This window comes from Rhodococcus sp. 7Tela_A2 (genome assembly GCF_049311045.1).
In the GTDB taxonomy this organism is placed as follows: domain Bacteria; phylum Actinomycetota; class Actinomycetes; order Mycobacteriales; family Mycobacteriaceae; genus Rhodococcus.
Genome location: NZ_JAXION010000017.1, coordinates 14,170 through 29,625, shown reverse-complemented (window position 1 = coordinate 29,625; position 15,456 = coordinate 14,170). Strand labels below are relative to the sequence as shown.

The following is a 15,456-nucleotide window of genomic DNA, read 5'->3' as shown; positions in this document are numbered from 1 at the left end:
CGGCGCCGGCATGGCAGCGCTGGTGGTCTGCGCCACGGTGCTCACCGGATGCTCCCGGACCATCGAGGGCCGCGCGGTGCAGGAAGGTGCGGGTGGCGGCGGAAACACCGAGGAATTCACCCGGCTGCTCACCGAGTGCGACGCGGTCGCGGACCCGCAGATCGCCGAGGCGGTCGGAGCCGAAGCGGTGTACCGGGGGTTCTTCGGAGCGATCTGCCGGTGGGAGGGCGACGGGCCCGGCGGCGTCGTGAAGGTCACGTTCAACTGGTTCGAGACGGGCTCGCTCGACCGCGAGCGCTCCGCTGCCGAACACCTCGGGTACACGGTGGAGAACACCACGGTGGAGGGACGACGGGCGCTGCAGATGCGCCGGCCCGACGACCCGTCGTCGTGCGGGGTGAGTTCGGGTGCCTCGACGACCGGTATCTTCGGCTGGTGGGTGCAGTACCAGGGCGGTGGGCCGGACCCCTGCGAGGCCGCTGCTACCTTGGCACGGCTCACCTTGAACCTCAGCAGCTGACCGTGGCTGGGGCCGACCAGGGTCGAGCGGGTCCTCGGTTGCCTACCTCACTTTGACCTGATGCTCGCCAGCCGGGTATCGTTGTGGGTCGTGTCCGGCAAGCCCGGACCGGTCTGTGTGCCTATGCGAGGTAGTGCCGTGCGCGTCGTCTGTAGAAGTCTGCAGTTACGAGTTCCCGGCTGCCTGTGTGGGGGTACGCGACACACCCGACCTCGTGTGCACACGAGGGGCGAGTGAGGGGCAGCTAGCTCTCTTGTCCCAACCGATGGATCCCTAATTTCAGAACAGCCAGTGTTGCTCGTGTGAGCAGCTCCAGACAACGAAGAAAGCCGGTTAATGCCAACCATCAATCAGCTGGTCCGTAAGGGCCGCCGCGACAAGACCGTCAAGGTCAAGAGCGCGGCCCTCAAGGGCAGCCCGCAGCGTCGCGGCGTGTGCACTCGCGTGTACACCACCACCCCGAAGAAGCCGAACTCGGCTCTTCGTAAGGTCGCCCGCGTGCGCCTCACCAGCTCTGTCGAGGTCACCGCGTACATCCCGGGTGAAGGCCACAACCTCCAGGAGCACTCGATGGTGCTCGTGCGTGGCGGTCGTGTGAAGGACCTTCCCGGTGTCCGCTACAAGATCATCCGCGGCTCGCTCGACACCCAGGGTGTCAAGAACCGCAAGCAGGCCCGTAGCCGCTACGGAGCGAAGAAGGAGAAGGCCTGATGCCACGTAAGGGTCCCGCTCCCAAGCGTCCACTGATCGCCGACCCGGTTTACGGGTCCCCGCTGGTCACCCAGCTGGTCAACAAGATCCTGATGGACGGCAAGAAGTCCACTGCAGAGCGCATCGTCTACCAGGCGCTTGAGCAGGCACGTGAGAAGACCGGTACCGATCCGGTCGTCACCCTCAAGCGCGCGCTCGACAACGTCAAGCCCGCCCTCGAGGTTCGTAGCCGCCGCGTCGGTGGTGCCACCTACCAGGTGCCGGTCGAGGTTCGCCCCGGCCGTTCCACCACCCTCGCACTTCGGTGGCTGGTCACGTTCGCACGTCAGCGTCGTGAAAAGACCATGGTGGAGCGCCTCGCCAACGAGCTCCTCGATGCGAGCAACGGCCTCGGTGCCGCTGTGAAGCGTCGCGAAGACACGCACAAGATGGCTGAAGCCAACAAGGCGTTCGCGCACTACCGCTGGTGAGTCGAGGCCGATCGGGAGGCACCGTGATCCGGACCTCCCGATCGGCTGCTCGCACAACTGTGTCGGTCCCGTAAAGGCCGGCTGACAACACAAGAACATGGGTCCGCACAAAAGGACCGACACTAGCTACGAGCGGGGTTACCTGTGGCACAGGAAGTGCTGACCGACCTGAACAAGGTCCGCAACATCGGCATCATGGCGCACATCGATGCCGGCAAGACCACCACGACAGAGCGCATCCTCTTCTACACCGGTGTGAACTACAAGATCGGTGAAACCCACGACGGTGCTTCGACCACCGACTGGATGGAGCAGGAGAAGGAGCGTGGTATCACCATCACCTCCGCCGCCGTCACCTGTTTCTGGAACAACAACCAGATCAACATCATCGATACGCCCGGCCACGTCGACTTCACGGTCGAGGTCGAGCGGTCCCTGCGCGTCCTCGACGGCGCCGTTGCCGTCTTCGACGGCAAGGAAGGCGTCGAGCCCCAGTCCGAGCAGGTCTGGCGCCAGGCTGCCAAGTACGACGTTCCGCGCATCTGCTTCGTCAACAAGATGGACAAGATGGGCGCGGACTTCTTCTTCACCGTGCAGACCATCATCGACCGTCTCGGCGCGAAGCCGCTGGTCCTGCAGCTCCCGATCGGTGCCGAGGATGCCTTCGACGGCGTCGTCGACCTGGTCGAGATGCGTGCGCTGACGTGGCGTGGCGTCACCGAGATCGGCACTCCGCCGACGATCGAGGAGATCCCCGCCGATCTCGTCGAGCTGGCTGCGGAATACCGCGAGAAGCTTCTCGAGACGGTTGCCGAGTCCGACGAAGAGCTCATGGAGAAGTACTTCGGCGGTGAAGAGCTCACGGTCGACGAGATCAAGGGCGCCATCCGCAAGCTCACCGTGGCCTCCGAGCTGTACCCGGTCATCTGTGGCACCGCGTTCAAGAACAAGGGCATCCAGCCCATGCTCGACGCTGTCATCGACTACCTGCCGACTCCGCTGGACATCGGCGAGGTCGAGGGTCACAAGCTGAACGACGAGGAGACCATCCTCACTCGTAAGCCGAGCAAGGACGAGCCGTTCTCGGCTCTCGCGTTCAAGATCGCGGCGCACCCGTTCTTCGGCAAGCTCACCTTCGTGCGCGTCTACTCGGGTCGTATCGATCCGGGTGCCCAGGTGCTCAACGCCACCAAGGGCAAGAAGGAGCGCATCGGCAAGCTCTTCCAGATGCACGCCAACAAGGAGAACCCGGTCGACGAGGCCGTGGCCGGCCACATCTACGCGATGATCGGCCTGAAGGACACCACGACCGGTGACACCCTGTGCGACCAGGCGAACCCGATCGTCCTCGAGTCGATGACGTTCCCGGACCCGGTCATCCAGGTCTCGATCGAGCCGAAGACCAAGTCCGACCAGGAGAAGCTGGGCACCGCGATCCAGAAGCTCGCCGAAGAGGACCCGACCTTCTCGGTCGAGCTCGACGAGGAGACCGGCCAGACCGTCATCGGCGGTATGGGCGAGCTCCACCTCGACATCCTCGTCGACCGCATGCGTCGCGAGTTCAAGGTCGAGGCTAACGTCGGCAAGCCGCAGGTCGCGTACCGCGAGACGATCACCAAGCCGGTCGAGAAGCTCGAGTTCACGCACAAGAAGCAGACCGGTGGCTCCGGCCAGTTCGCGAAGGTCATCATCGCCCTCGCGCCGTTCCGCGGCGAAGACGGCGCGACCTACGAGTTCGAGAACAAGGTCTCCGGCGGTCGTGTGCCCCGCGAGTACATCCCGTCGGTCGACGCGGGTGCGCAGGACGCGATGCAGTACGGCGTGCTCGCCGGCTACCCGCTGGTGAACGTCAAGGTCACGCTCCTCGACGGTGCGTACCACGACGTCGACTCGTCCGAAATGGCGTTCAAGATCGCCGGCTCGCAGGCCCTGAAGGAAGCGGCTCGCAAGGCTGCTCCGGTCATCCTCGAACCGCTCATGGCTGTCGAGGTCACCACCCCCGAGGATTACATGGGTGAAGTGATCGGCGACCTCAACTCCCGCCGTGGCCAGATTCAGGCCATGGAGGAACGCAGTGGTGCCCGTGTCGTGAAGGCGCTGGTTCCGCTCTCGGAGATGTTCGGTTACATCGGTGACCTTCGGTCGAAGACCCAGGGCCGCGCGAACTTCTCCATGGTGTTCGATTCCTACGCAGAGGTTCCGTCGAACGTCTCGAAGGAAATCATCGCCAAGGCGACCGGCGAGTAGCCTTCGGGTTATCCCCTCGGTCACCTGCACGACCAAGTAATACAAACCGCACTGCTGCATACTGCAAGCAACAACAGTCCAGGAGGACATTCCAGTGGCTAAGGCGAAGTTCGAGCGGACCAAGCCGCACGTGAACATCGGCACCATCGGTCACGTCGACCATGGCAAGACCACCACGACGGCCGCCATCACCAAGGTGCTGGCAGACAAATTCCCGGACCTGAACGAGAGCTTCGCGTTCGACCAGATCGACAAGGCTCCCGAGGAGAAGGCTCGTGGCATCACGATCAACATCTCCCACGTGGAGTACCAGACCGAGAAGCGTCACTACGCGCACGTCGACGCCCCGGGTCACGCGGACTACATCAAGAACATGATCACGGGTGCCGCCCAGATGGACGGCGCAATCCTGGTCGTGGCTGCAACCGACGGCCCGATGCCCCAGACGCGTGAGCACGTGCTGCTCGCTCGCCAGGTCGGCGTGCCGTACATCCTCGTCGCGCTGAACAAGGCCGACATGGTCGACGACGAGGAAATCCTCGAGCTCGTCGAGATGGAGGTCCGCGAGCTCCTCGCTTCGCAGGAGTTCGACGAGAACGCTCCCGTCGTCCCGATCTCTGCTCTCAAGGCACTCGAGGGTGACGAGAAGTGGGTTCAGTCGATCGTCGACCTCATGCAGGCCGTCGACGACTCCATCCCGGACCCGGTCCGCGAGACCGACAAGCCGTTCCTCATGCCCGTCGAGGACGTCTTCACGATCACCGGCCGCGGCACGGTCGTCACCGGCCGTATCGAGCGTGGCGTTGTCAACGTCAACGAAGAGGTCGAGATCGTCGGCATCAAGGAGACCTCGACCAAGACCACGGTCACCGGTATCGAGATGTTCCGCAAGCTGCTCGATCAGGGCCAGGCGGGCGACAACGTCGGCCTCCTCGTCCGCGGCATCAAGCGCGAGGACGTCGAGCGTGGCCAGGTCGTCGTCAAGCCCGGCACCACGACTCCCCACACGGAGTTCGAGGGCCAGGCTTACATCCTCAACAAGGAAGAGGGCGGCCGCCACACGCCGTTCTTCAACAACTACCGTCCGCAGTTCTACTTCCGTACCACGGACGTGACGGGCGTTGTTACCCTTCCCGAGGGCACCGAGATGGTTATGCCCGGTGACAACACCGAGATGTCCGTCAAGCTGATCCAGCCGATCGCCATGGACGAGGGCCTTCGCTTCGCTATCCGCGAGGGTGGTCGTACCGTCGGCGCCGGTCGCGTCACGAAGATCATCAAGTGAGCTAGTTCTCACTGACGCCAACGGCGTCCACCCTTCGGGGTGGACGCCGTTCGGCGTTTCAGGACCGGTGGGCGATGCGGCCGGCGGGTGCCGTCAGTCGTGTTCGGAATGCGGCGGATCGAGATGCAGCAGCACCTGCGTCGCCACCCTGGCACCGCCGAGTGCGCACGCGGCGCGTTCCGCGGTGTCCTCGGCGTGCGCGGTGAACTCGGCGACGTCGATTCCCGGCTCGGCATGCACGACCACCGACAGCGTGGGCAGGTGACGTTCCACCACCGCGCGGCCGCGCGCCGACCGCACGCCCGGAAGCCCGGCGAGTTCGCGTGCCACGCCCTCCGCGACCGGGCCCAGTTCCACACCGAGCGTCGCGTCCGTCACCTCGTCGAACAGTTGCACCGTCGAGGTGCGACGGCGCGACAGATTCACCACGAGCAGGACGATGCCGATCGCGGCTCCCACGGCGAACACGGTCCACAGTGCGGGTGTCCACCAGTCCTGGTCGGGAACGTCGATGACGCGTGGCCGGTCGAGTTGCGAGAGCCGGTCTCGCGCGAGGGGCACTTCCCACAGCCAGGCGAGCGCGAACGCGCCGATTCCGAGCAGGGCGAAGCCCGTCACGAGTGCGAAGAAACGGTTGGCCAGCACCGTACGGAGTTTCATCGGCGCGTTCCTCCCACGGCGTTCGCCCGCGTCTCTGCGGGGGTGATCTTCACGATCAGTGGAAGGGGATCGGCGAGAAGCGAGAGATTCGGTTCGACCTCGGCGCGCACGGTCGCGGTGAGGTCGGCGACCGGTACTTCGGGGTCGGCGACTATCCGCACCACCGCGCGCCGGCGATCGACCACAGTCCGCGCGGTGCGTACACCGGGGAGCGCCGACGCCCGGGCACTGCACATGCGGGCGACGTCGGTACGCCGCATCCACACCGTGTCGACGGGACCGGAGACTCGGAGCGGGAGGTGGGTGCGTCGCCGTGGCTTGATCGCCGCGAACAGCAGCGCGGCACCGAGCAGCACGAGCACCGCGGCCACCGGACCGATCCACGGTTCCCAGTGCAGCCTGCCGAACCACTCGAACGCGTTGCGGAGCCACGGCGCTCCGGCGTAGGTGCCGCGCACGATGAGAAGTTCGCGGGCGGCGACGAACGAGAGTCCGAGCGCACCGATCGCGATGAGCGCCGCGGCCGGCGCCGCCGCCGGGGTCGCGAGCGGGGGCAGCGGTTGCACGACCGGTATCCGTGCGCGGGATTCGGTGTGAGCGACGATGTCCGATTCGAGGTACTCGACAGGCACGGATTGCTCGGCCGGTTCGTCGTCGTGTGCCTGGGGCGTCGCGGCGACGAGGACGTTCAGTTCGGTGACGTGCAGGCCCGTGTAGTCGTGCAGGTGACGCGCGACGGCGTCGTGCACCCTCCGCGTCAGTGCCGCTGCGTCGTAAGGCCATTCGGCGGCGATGAAGAGATTCACCGCGACCGCCCGTCCGCCGGTGGTCACATCGGCACGAGGAAGTTCCCGGCCCGTGAGCAGACTCAGGTTGCCGGTGTGCCGGACCACGCCGGGAACCTGGAGTGCGGCCGACGCGGCGATGCGTTCGACTGCGCGGTCCTTGATGACGAGGGTGCCGCGGTTCCCGACCGTGTCGATGTCGTCGAGCGTGGAGCCCGGCAGTGGCCCGGTCTCCGTGGGGACGCCATCAGCCACGGCCGCGGCTCCGCAGAATCGCACCGAGGTCGAGCAGACCGTCCCGGTGTGCACCGATTGCGGCACCGAGCGCGCCGAGAAGGACCGCGAACAGCAGTCCGCTGACGCCCCCGAAGATCCCGGCAAGAGCGAGGAGGAGACCGGCGATCAGGCCGACCGCGGTGTTGCCGGTGGGAGTGTGGTTCACGGGGACACCTGTTTCTGTTCGAGGTGGACGTCTTCGATCGTCACATGCACCGGAGGGCCGACGACCGCTTCGACGAGCGCTCGCACGGTGTCGGCGAGGGCCGGCAGATCGGCGGGGTATTCCGCGGTGATGTGCACGGCGCACCCCTCGGGTCCTAGCCGGATCCCGGGGATCCGGCGTCCCGGCAGGTAGGTCGCGACCGATCCGAACGGGCCGCTGTTGAGCCCGGCGACGCCTGCGACACCCGTGACGATCTCGGCGACGAGGTCTGCGACCTCGGGGTCGGGATGCGTACGGGGGTCCGCGCCGGGAGACGAGGTCACTGCACTCGAGGCTTGAGCTCGTCGGCTGCTGCCGCCTCGTCGTACAGCACCACGTCGAAGACGGTGATGTTGACTTCCGTGACCTCGAGACCGGTCATGCGTTCGACGGCCGTGATCACGTTGTGCCGGATCGCGATCGCCAGCTCGTGGAGCGCCACGCCGTACTCCGCGACGATGCCGATATCGATCGCTGCCTGTTTCTCGCCGACCTCGACCGCGACGCCCTGCCCGTGGTTGATTCGTGCTCCCGGGATGCGGTCGCGCAAGGCGCCCACCACCCGGGCGGTCCCCGCCCCGACGTCGAACACGCCGCTGACCTCGCGTGTCGCGATGCCTGCGATCTTGGCGACCACCGCGTCGGCGATGATTGTCCGACCCTGGCTGTCGAGGGGACCGGAGAACGAACCGGTACCGAACTGGATGCGGCTGATTCCTGCGCCGCTGTCGCTGGTCATGAGTGCTCCTCGTGCCGTGTGGGTCGTGGGGAACGTGCGGGCCGTGCGTTGTCCATCATTATCCGCCCGGTGAGGGTGATATGCCGGGCAGGACCGCCACCGTGTTGTGCTGCGGGGTATTTCGGTGTTGCCGGGATCGGCGCGCTGTTCAGCCCTGTACGTGCGTTTGGTATGAAGAGTGCACGCACACGGGTGGCAGAGGTCACGCCGCGATGAGGAGGATGTACCAGGTGGCAGTCGAACGGATCGTAATAGCAGGAGCCGGACTCGCGGGTGTGCGAACCGCGGAGGAGTTGCGACGCGCGGGGTACGAGGGCGAGATCGTTCTGCTCGACGACGAGGGCCACCTGCCCTACGACCGGCCCCCGCTGTCGAAGGATGTCATCCGCGGCGAGCGGGAGGACACCACGCTGCGCCCGGCCGAGTTCTTCGACGAGCAGCGCATCGACCTGCGGCTCGGCGCCGCCGCACGCTCGGTCGACACCGACGCCCGCACCGTGACACTCGCCGACGGCACCGAACTCGCCTACGACGAGCTGGTCGTCGCCACGGGTCTGCGAGCACGGCGCATCCCGGGCCTGCCCGATCTCGACGGCGTCCACGTCCTGCGGTCGGTGGACGACAGCCGCGCCTTGCGGGCCGCGATCGTCCCCGGCGTGCGGGCATTGGTCGTCGGCGCCGGATTCATCGGATGCGAGGTCACCGCCAGCCTGCGGGCACTGGGCGTCGACGTCGTCCTGCTCGAGCCGCAGCCGACGCCGCTCGCGTCGGTGCTCGGCACCGAGGTCGGTTCCCTCGTGGCACGACTGCACACCGACGCCGGAGTCGACCTGCGTGCAGGAGTCGGGCTCGCCGAACTGCGCGGCGACGGCCACGTCACCTCTGCCGTGCTCGGGGACGGCACCGAGATCGACGTGGATCTCGTCGTGCTGGGTATCGGATCGGTGCCTGTCACCGAGTGGCTCGAGGGCTCGGGGATCGAACTGGACAACGGGGTCGTGTGCGACGACACGGGCAAGGCGGCCGCGCCGCACGTCTGGGCCGTCGGCGACGTCGCGTCGTGGCAGGTTCCCGGTGGTGCCCGCAAACGTGTCGAGCACTGGACCAGTGCGGGCGAGCAGGCCACCGTGCTCGCGAAGAAGATCGTCACGGGGGAGTCCGGGGGCGCCGGCCAGGTGCCCTACTTCTGGAGCGACCAGTACGACATCAAGATCCAGGGCCTGGGTGCGGTTCGCGCCGACGACACCGTGCACGTGGTGCGCGACGACGGACGGAAGTTCCTCGCGTACTACGAGCGTGAGGGCCGCCTCGTCGGTGTCGTCGGTGGCGGGCTGCCCGCGCAGGTGATGAAGACCCGGATGAAGATCGCCGCCGGCGCGCCCATCGAGGAGTTGCTCGCGGCCGTGTGAGCACTCGAAGCCGTATGCCTGAACACCGCCGCGACCGGGAAGGGCTAGATTCGTAGGGTGATCGTTGCGCTCATCGACTCGGGATTCGGCCTGCTGCCGACTGCTGCGTGGCTGCGCCGGATGCGTCCGGATCTCGACTTGCTGCTGTCGATGGACCCGGAGTGCGCTCCCTGGGGGCCGAAACCGGCCGACTGGGTGTCCGACCGGGTGGTGACCACCGCCCGGCGCGCCGTCGACCGCGGCGCCGACGCGGTGGTGCTGCCGTGCAACACGGCGTCGGTGACCGCGCTGGACGACGTGCGCGCCGCGCTCGGTGACGATGTTCCCGTGATCGGAACCGTGCCCGCGATCAAGCCTGCCGCGGCCGTGTGCACGTCGGTGGCGATCTGGGCGACGGCCGCGACGACCGCGAGTCGTTACCAGGCCGACCTCATCGAGAAGTTCGGGAACGGCAGCGAGGTCGTGGGCGTCGCATGTCACGGACTCGCCGACGCCATCGACCGGGGTGACCGGGAAGGCGCCGACCGGGCGATCGCCGATGCCGCGGCGCGCACTCCGGACGACGTCGAGGGCATCGTCCTCGGCTGCACCCACTACCCCCTGGTGGCGGACTCGATCCTCGCCCGGTTTCCGGAGGGTGTGCGCTTGTTCGACAGCGCCGAAGCGGTCGCCAGGCAGACGCTGCGTCGTATCGCCGACCTCGATGCGGACGAGCCGGGCACCCGCGAGTTCGGCGACCGTTCCGGAGCCTCCGGGCGCGTCGAGGTGTACCTCAGCGGTAAGCGCGGAGCGCTCCCGCCCGGAGCGGAGGCGTTCGCCGCTGGACGGGAACTGCTCGCTGCCGCGACTGCGAGGTAGAAGCATCAGGTTCCGCACTACGTGGGCCGTCCGGACACGTGCGGCGCCGGCGAGACCGTAGGCTCGGGCCGTGACCGACGACCTGTCCGCAAAGGACGTTCGCGCGGCGCTCGACGCCCTCGGCGATCCTGACGCAGCCGCCGGGATGGGACGCTTCTTCAAGACCGGGCCCGGCGAGTACGGCGAGGGCGACGTCTTTCTGGGACTGCGGGTGCCGCAGACCCGTGCCGTGGTCCGGAAGTTCCGCGACCTGCCGATCGAGGAGTCGCGTCTCCTTCTGGACAGCGCTGTCCACGAACACCGTCTCGCCGGCCTGCTGATCCTCGTGGACAGGTATATGCGCGACCCGGTTTCACGTCGCCGGGTGGTCGAGGTATACCTCGACGCTCTCCGCTGCGGACGGGTGAACAACTGGGATCTCGTCGACGCCTCGTCCGATCACATCGTGGGTGAATGGATCCACGCGAATCCGGCCGATGCCGGGTTGCTCACGACGCTGATCGACGACCCCGACCTGTGGCGGCGACGTGCCGGGCTGCTCGCCACGTTCGCCTTCGTCAAGAGGGGAGAGGCCGGCCCGACGCTCATGATGGCCGAGCGTGTCCTCGACGACCGCCGGGATCTGATCCAGAAGGCGGCAGGCTGGATGCTGCGTGAGGTCGGCAAACGCGTGGACCGGGACGCCCTGCTCGACTTCCTCGAGCGTCACGCGTCCGCGATGGGCCGGACGGCGCTGAGTTACGCCACCGAGCATCTCGACGCGGAGGAACGCGCCCGGCTCCGCGGGTTGCGCTGACGAGACGTGAGCGGCACCCGGCGATGCCGGCCACGCCTCGACGTGCGGCTCAGAACTCGATCTTGAGGTGGTCGGTGACCGGACGTGCCTGGCATCCCAGGATGTAGCCCGCCTCGATGTCCTCCGGGTCGAGCACGTCGCAGTTCTCCATCTCGACCTTGCCTTCGAGGACGGTGCACGCGCACGATCCGCACTCGCCCTCCTGGCAGGAGTAGGGAACGTCGATGCCCTTGGCGAGCATGATGTCGACGAGCGTCTGCTTGCGGGGCCAGGTCAGGTTGTGGACCTCACCGTCGAGTTCGACCTCGACGGTCGCCGCGTCCGCGGCTTCTTCGTCGCTGACCTCGACGGGCGCGTGGTCGGCGAAGGGATCGCCGGACAACGAGTTGAACACTTCGGCGTGGACCTGAGTCCGCGCCATCCCGATGCTCGAGAGCGCCTGATGCACGGTGTCCATGAACGGTCCCGGCCCGCACATGAACGCCTCACGATCGGAGTACGGCGCTGCGAGTGTTGCGAGCTGGTCGGCGCTGGGAAGACCCTGCACGGATTCGAGCCAGTGGACGACGGTCAATCGGGTCGGGTACTTCTCGGCGAGCATCCGCAGTTCCTCGGCGAAGATGACCGATGCTTCGTCACGGTTGGCGTAGATCAGCGCGACCTTGCCCGATCCCTGCGTCAGCGCGGACTTGAGGATCGCGATGACGGGGGTGATACCGCTGCCTGCCCCGAACAGCACGAAGTCGTGGTCGAAGGACTTGGGGGTGAACACCCCGGCGGGCGGCAGAACCTCGAGGGTGTCGCCCACCGCGACGGTGTCGCAGAGCCAGTTCGACCCGTAGCCGTCGGACGTGCGCTTGACGGTGACCTTGGGGGCATCGTCGGTGTGCGGTGAACTCGCGAGGGAGTAGCAGCGCGCCACCGAGCCGGTGCGCTCGCTGGGAATCCGCAGGGTGAGGAACTGGCCCGGCTTGTACGCGAACTTGTCGCGGAGTTCGTCGGGGACGGCGAAGACGATCGACTTCGCGTCGGCGGTTTCCTCGACGACGGCGGAGACGGTGAGTACCACCGATCGCGAGCCGTGGGGCACCTCGACAGTCGTCATGGCGTGTGTCGTCCTCTCGTGCATACCGTGCGGGAGCAGTGGCGCCACCCCGGGTGTTCCCGTTCCGGGATGTTCTGGAACACCCCGAAATCTAGAACCCGTTCTAGTTAAGGGTAGCAGCCTGTTGTAGCCCCAGAAACGGTACCGGGTGCGCCCGAGGGCACCCCCGCCTGTCCCGCACAGTGGGCACTTCTGCCTCGACCGGGTGTCCCGAGGCCTTCCGCTGCCGCGTTGGTCCTGCGCGTCGTGCACGGCTCTCGATCCGGGGCGCGGGGGGGGGCCCCCCCCCGCGGGGGGGCCTCCCGGGGGGGTGTGTGGGGGCACTGCGGGCGGATGATCAGGCGCTGGCCTTCGCGAGAAGCTCTTCGATCCGGTCGTAACAGTCGCGCGTGCCCTCCTCCCATCCGGAGGACGCCATCCCGTCGCGTGCTTCGAGGCTCGGATACACGCTGTGGCCGCTGAGCTTGCTGCGGCCGTTGCCGAGATCCTCGAAGGTCATGAACTCGATGCTCACGATGTCGCGGAATTGATCGAATTCGAAGGTCTGGATGGCGAATTCGTTCTCCCGCACGGTGTGGAACACGCCCGAAAAGGTGTACGAACCGCTGTCGTCGCTGTGGGTGTACCGATACGAGCCACCGCTACGGAAGTCGTAGTGGTCGATGTCCATGGACACCCCGCGCGGCCCCAGCCACTGGGCGACGAGAGCCGGATCCTGATGCGCCCGGAAGATTTCGGAGACGGGATAGTCGAACTCGCGCTCGTAGTCGATGAACGGAACGCCGTCCGGAACGTTGATGTGCAGTGGGTTGCTCATGACGATGCCTCTCGCAGGGAGCGGGATCACCCCGGTGGGGGGTCTGTGGTGTCGGCCGTGTCCCCGGCCAGCACAGAGTCGAGGCTGCGGAACTGCTGTTCCTTGGTCAACCGATACCGGTCGATCCAGGAAGTCAGCGCCTCCAACTGTGCGGGATTCAGGTGAACGGGGCGGCGCTGGGCATCGCGGGTGCGCGTGACGAGCCCGGCTTGCTCGAGTACCTGAATGTGCTTCGAGATCGCCTGGGTGGTGATCGCGAAGGGTTCCGCGAGTTCGTTGACAGTGGCGGGACCCCGGCTGAGCCGGGCGACGATGCGTCGGCGGATCGGATCGGAAAGGGCCATGAATGCCCGGTCGAGTAGTTCGTCGTCCGCGTCGGCAACGTTCACCTGCCACCATCCTTATTCAACCTTTCGGTTGAATACACCATCCTCCGCAGGGAACAGCCCTGTCAAGACCCTTCCGGGCAGACTCCCGGTGCCGACAAGATGGATGTCGCGTTTGCCCGGTGAATCCCGCGACCCCCGGCTACCGTCGTCAAGATGATCTCGGTGGGGAGAAATCGGTCGGGAATACGTGCCGCTGTGGCTGCGACGGCGGCACTCGTACTCGTGGGCGGATGTGCGTCGAGCACGGACGGTGATTCGGAGAACACCGCCGCGCCCGGGGCGGTGTGTGGAGCGACGCCCAACGGCACGCCGTTGACCGGTGGAGCGCCGCCGGAGACCGGGGGTGGCGACATTTCCACCAACCCGGAAATCGCCACCGGCTACCGCAGCGACATGACCGCTGTGAGTACCGAATCGTTCGCGGTCTCCACCGCCAACCCGGTCTCCACCGAGGTGGCGTGCGAGGTCCTCCGCGACGGCGGGACGGCGGCCGATGCACTCGTCGCGGCACAGATGGTGCTCGGACTCGTCGAACCGCAGTCGTCCGGTATCGGCGGCGGAGCGTTCCTGATGTACTACGACGCCGAATCCGGTGCGGTGCAGGCGTTCGACGGGAGGGAAACCGCCCCGAGTGCGGCCGACGAGAACTACCTTCGCTGGATCAGCGACACCGACCGTACCGAGCCCAAACCCGACGCTCGCGCGAGCGGACGGTCGATCGGCGTACCCGGTGTCCTGCGCATGCTCGAGTCGGTGCATGCGGAGTACGGAGACCGGGAGTGGCGGAGTCTGTTCGCTCCCGCCATCGATCTGGCCGACAGAGGCGTGACCGTCAGCGACCGGATGGCGCAATCCATTGCCGATTCCGCCCAGCAACTCGCGGTCGACGACGAGGCTCGCGCGTACTTCCTCGAGCCGGACGGCAGCCCCAAGGCCGTAGGCTCGACGCTGACCAATCCGGCAATGGCGAAGACCCTCGGCGCAATCGCCACCGACGGCGCCGACGCGTTCTATACCGGTGACATCGCACAGTCGATCGTCGAGGCGACCGGAAGTGCATCCGGTGGGCGAACACCGGGAATGCTCACGCTCGACGACCTCGCCTCGTACGAGGCGAAGGAGCGCACGCCGCTGTGCACGCCCTACCGTGACCACGAGATCTGCGGGATGCCGAACCCGTCGTCCGGCGGCACCGCCGTCGCGGCCACTCTGGGCATCCTGGAGAACTTCGACCTCGCCACACTGGGACCGTCCGAGGTCGACGCGAACGGGGGAGTGCCGAATGCCGAAGCGGTGCACCTGATTTCCGAGGCCGAGCGTCTCGCGTACGCCGACCGCGACAAGTACGTCGCGGATTCGGACTTCGTTCCGCTGCCCGGGGGATCGCTCGACACCTTGGTCGACCCCGAGTACCTCTCTCAGCGGGCGGCACTGATCGACCCGGGCAAGAGCATGGGCACCGCGCAGCCGGGCGATTTCGGACCGGTACCGCTCGGGGTGCCGCCGCAGAGTCCCGAGCACGGCACCAGCCACATCTCGGTCGCCGACAGTTACGGCAACGTGGCCGCCATGACGACGACCATCGAATCGGCGTTCGGGTCGTTCCACATGGTCGACGGCTTTCTCCTCAACAACCAGCTCACCGACTTCTCGGCGGAACCCACGGGCAAGGACGGGTTGCCGGCCGCCAATCGGGTCGAGCCGGGAAAGCGTCCGCGCAGTTCGATGGCGCCGACGCTGGTGTTCGACAGGACATCCGACGGCCGACGAGGCGACCTGCAGATGGTTGTGGGGTCGCCCGGTGGATCGGTGATCATCCAGTTCGTCGTCAAAACGCTGGTCGGGATGCTGGACTGGGGGCTCGACCCGCAGCAAGCGATCTCGGCCGTGTCGTTCGGCGCGGCAAACACCCCGGCCACCGGCGTCGGGGGTGAACATCCCGCCGTCGACGCGTCCGACGACGGCGCGAAGGACCCGCTCGTGCAACAGCTTCGGGACAAGGGGCACGAGGTCTCCGTCGCGCCGCAGTCGAGCGGGTTGAGCGCGCTGCAGCGCGAAGAGACGGGTTGGATCGGAGGAGCCGATCCTCGGCGCGAGGGGGCGGTGATGGGCGATCCGGCACCGTGACTGCGCTCGTCCACCAGGAGCGAGCCCCGAGAACATGACATCCGTCGTCTCGGACTC

The 15,456-nt window shown here is 66.9% G+C and carries 17 protein-coding genes; 9 read left to right on the top strand and 8 right to left on the bottom strand.

Annotated elements, in window-relative coordinates:
* Nucleotides 1-10 precede the first annotated feature (10 nt).
* The 5 genes from TVH25_RS05410 (at nucleotide 11) to tuf (ending at nucleotide 5,233) form a co-directional block, all read left to right on the top strand.
* The gene (locus TVH25_RS05410; RefSeq protein WP_422423532.1) at nucleotides 11-520 is read left to right on the top strand and encodes a DUF3558 domain-containing protein; all 510 of its coding nucleotides are present in this window, start codon (nucleotides 11-13) and stop codon (nucleotides 518-520) included.
* Nucleotides 521-856: 336 nt separating this feature from the next.
* Nucleotides 857-1,231: a 30S ribosomal protein S12 gene (gene rpsL, locus TVH25_RS05405; RefSeq protein WP_072704519.1), complete on the top strand. Its 375-nt coding sequence runs from the start codon at nucleotides 857-859 to the stop codon at nucleotides 1,229-1,231.
* Nucleotides 1,231-1,701 (top strand): 30S ribosomal protein S7, encoded by a 471-nt coding sequence (gene rpsG, locus TVH25_RS05400; protein ID WP_072704522.1) that lies wholly within the window; start codon nucleotides 1,231-1,233, stop codon nucleotides 1,699-1,701. Before rpsL ends, rpsG begins: the two co-directional genes overlap by 1 nt.
* A 144-nt stretch (nucleotides 1,702-1,845) precedes the next feature.
* A complete protein-coding gene (gene fusA, locus TVH25_RS05395) occupies nucleotides 1,846-3,948 on the top strand; it encodes an elongation factor G (protein ID WP_169619524.1) in 2,103 nt (700 codons plus the stop codon).
* 94 nt (nucleotides 3,949-4,042) lie between these two features.
* The gene (gene tuf / locus TVH25_RS05390) at nucleotides 4,043-5,233 is read left to right on the top strand and encodes an elongation factor Tu (RefSeq protein ID WP_169651244.1); all 1,191 of its coding nucleotides are present in this window, start codon (nucleotides 4,043-4,045) and stop codon (nucleotides 5,231-5,233) included.
* Between the two features lie 93 nt (nucleotides 5,234-5,326).
* Here the strand turns inward: tuf and TVH25_RS05385 are convergent, their stop codons facing one another.
* From TVH25_RS05385 to TVH25_RS05365, 5 genes are read right to left on the bottom strand one after another with little or no spacing between them, the layout of a single operon-like run.
* Nucleotides 5,327-5,893, bottom strand: coding sequence for a hypothetical protein (locus tag TVH25_RS05385; RefSeq protein ID WP_169619526.1), 567 nt, complete (start codon nucleotides 5,891-5,893; stop codon nucleotides 5,327-5,329).
* Nucleotides 5,890-6,933: an Asp23/Gls24 family envelope stress response protein gene (locus tag TVH25_RS05380; RefSeq protein WP_422423523.1), complete on the bottom strand. Its 1,044-nt coding sequence runs from the start codon at nucleotides 6,931-6,933 to the stop codon at nucleotides 5,890-5,892. Before TVH25_RS05380 ends, TVH25_RS05385 begins: the two co-directional genes overlap by 4 nt.
* The gene (locus TVH25_RS05375; RefSeq protein WP_169619528.1) at nucleotides 6,926-7,120 is read right to left on the bottom strand and encodes a DUF2273 domain-containing protein; all 195 of its coding nucleotides are present in this window, start codon (nucleotides 7,118-7,120) and stop codon (nucleotides 6,926-6,928) included. Before TVH25_RS05375 ends, TVH25_RS05380 begins: the two co-directional genes overlap by 8 nt.
* Nucleotides 7,117-7,443: a hypothetical protein gene (locus TVH25_RS05370; protein WP_296549335.1), complete on the bottom strand. Its 327-nt coding sequence runs from the start codon at nucleotides 7,441-7,443 to the stop codon at nucleotides 7,117-7,119. Before TVH25_RS05370 ends, TVH25_RS05375 begins: the two co-directional genes overlap by 4 nt.
* Nucleotides 7,440-7,898: an Asp23/Gls24 family envelope stress response protein gene (locus tag TVH25_RS05365; protein WP_169619529.1), complete on the bottom strand. Its 459-nt coding sequence runs from the start codon at nucleotides 7,896-7,898 to the stop codon at nucleotides 7,440-7,442. Before TVH25_RS05365 ends, TVH25_RS05370 begins: the two co-directional genes overlap by 4 nt.
* Before the next feature lie 230 nt (nucleotides 7,899-8,128).
* On the opposite strand from TVH25_RS05365, the gene TVH25_RS05360 reads away from it, so the two are divergent.
* The 3 genes from TVH25_RS05360 to TVH25_RS05350 all read left to right on the top strand — a co-directional run bounded on the left by TVH25_RS05360 (nucleotide 8,129) and on the right by TVH25_RS05350 (nucleotide 10,961).
* A complete protein-coding gene (locus TVH25_RS05360; protein ID WP_422423522.1) occupies nucleotides 8,129-9,307 on the top strand; it encodes an NAD(P)/FAD-dependent oxidoreductase in 1,179 nt (392 codons plus the stop codon).
* A gap of 57 nt (nucleotides 9,308-9,364) precedes the next feature.
* Complete coding sequence (locus tag TVH25_RS05355; protein WP_169651242.1) at nucleotides 9,365-10,165, top strand: glutamate racemase; 801 nt, start codon at nucleotides 9,365-9,367, stop codon at nucleotides 10,163-10,165.
* Between the two features lie 70 nt (nucleotides 10,166-10,235).
* Nucleotides 10,236-10,961 carry a DNA alkylation repair protein gene (locus TVH25_RS05350; protein ID WP_422423521.1) on the top strand — a complete coding sequence of 242 codons (726 nt, stop codon included), beginning with the start codon at nucleotides 10,236-10,238 and terminating at the stop codon, nucleotides 10,959-10,961.
* Between the two features lie 49 nt (nucleotides 10,962-11,010).
* Here the strand turns inward: TVH25_RS05350 and TVH25_RS05345 are convergent, their stop codons facing one another.
* From TVH25_RS05345 to TVH25_RS05335, 3 genes are all read right to left on the bottom strand, one after another.
* Nucleotides 11,011-12,066: a ferredoxin--NADP reductase gene (locus TVH25_RS05345; protein WP_169619537.1), complete on the bottom strand. Its 1,056-nt coding sequence runs from the start codon at nucleotides 12,064-12,066 to the stop codon at nucleotides 11,011-11,013.
* Between the two features lie 337 nt (nucleotides 12,067-12,403).
* A complete protein-coding gene (locus TVH25_RS05340; RefSeq protein ID WP_169619538.1) occupies nucleotides 12,404-12,883 on the bottom strand; it encodes an SRPBCC family protein in 480 nt (159 codons plus the stop codon).
* A gap of 26 nt (nucleotides 12,884-12,909) precedes the next feature.
* A complete protein-coding gene (locus TVH25_RS05335) occupies nucleotides 12,910-13,227 on the bottom strand; it encodes an ArsR/SmtB family transcription factor (protein ID WP_169619629.1) in 318 nt (105 codons plus the stop codon).
* Between the two features lie 198 nt (nucleotides 13,228-13,425).
* Here TVH25_RS05335 and ggt point away from each other — a divergent pair, with 198 nt between their 5' ends.
* Nucleotides 13,426-15,399, top strand: a complete 1,974-nt coding sequence (ggt, locus tag TVH25_RS05330; RefSeq protein ID WP_422423519.1) for a gamma-glutamyltransferase — start codon at nucleotides 13,426-13,428, stop codon at nucleotides 15,397-15,399.
* The last annotated feature ends 57 nt before the right edge of the window (nucleotides 15,400-15,456 follow it).

What these genes read in the sequence shown, in the direction of transcription:
- TVH25_RS05385 (WP_169619526.1), bottom strand. Translation starts at nt 5,893, where the DNA reads ATGAAACTCCGTACGGTGCTGGCCAACCGTTTCTTCGCACTCGTGACG.
- rpsG (WP_072704522.1), top strand. Translation starts at nt 1,231, where the DNA reads ATGCCACGTAAGGGTCCCGCTCCCAAGCGTCCACTGATCGCCGACCCG.
- TVH25_RS05345 (WP_169619537.1), bottom strand. Translation starts at nt 12,066, where the DNA reads ATGACGACTGTCGAGGTGCCCCACGGCTCGCGATCGGTGGTACTCACC.
- TVH25_RS05335 (WP_169619629.1), bottom strand. Translation starts at nt 13,227, where the DNA reads ATGGCCCTTTCCGATCCGATCCGCCGACGCATCGTCGCCCGGCTCAGC.
- TVH25_RS05410 (WP_422423532.1), top strand. Translation starts at nt 11, where the DNA reads ATGGCAGCGCTGGTGGTCTGCGCCACGGTGCTCACCGGATGCTCCCGG.
- TVH25_RS05365 (WP_169619529.1), bottom strand. Translation starts at nt 7,898, where the DNA reads ATGACCAGCGACAGCGGCGCAGGAATCAGCCGCATCCAGTTCGGTACC.
- ggt (WP_422423519.1), top strand. Translation starts at nt 13,426, where the DNA reads ATGATCTCGGTGGGGAGAAATCGGTCGGGAATACGTGCCGCTGTGGCT.
- rpsL (WP_072704519.1), top strand. Translation starts at nt 857, where the DNA reads ATGCCAACCATCAATCAGCTGGTCCGTAAGGGCCGCCGCGACAAGACC.
- TVH25_RS05340 (WP_169619538.1), bottom strand. Translation starts at nt 12,883, where the DNA reads ATGAGCAACCCACTGCACATCAACGTTCCGGACGGCGTTCCGTTCATC.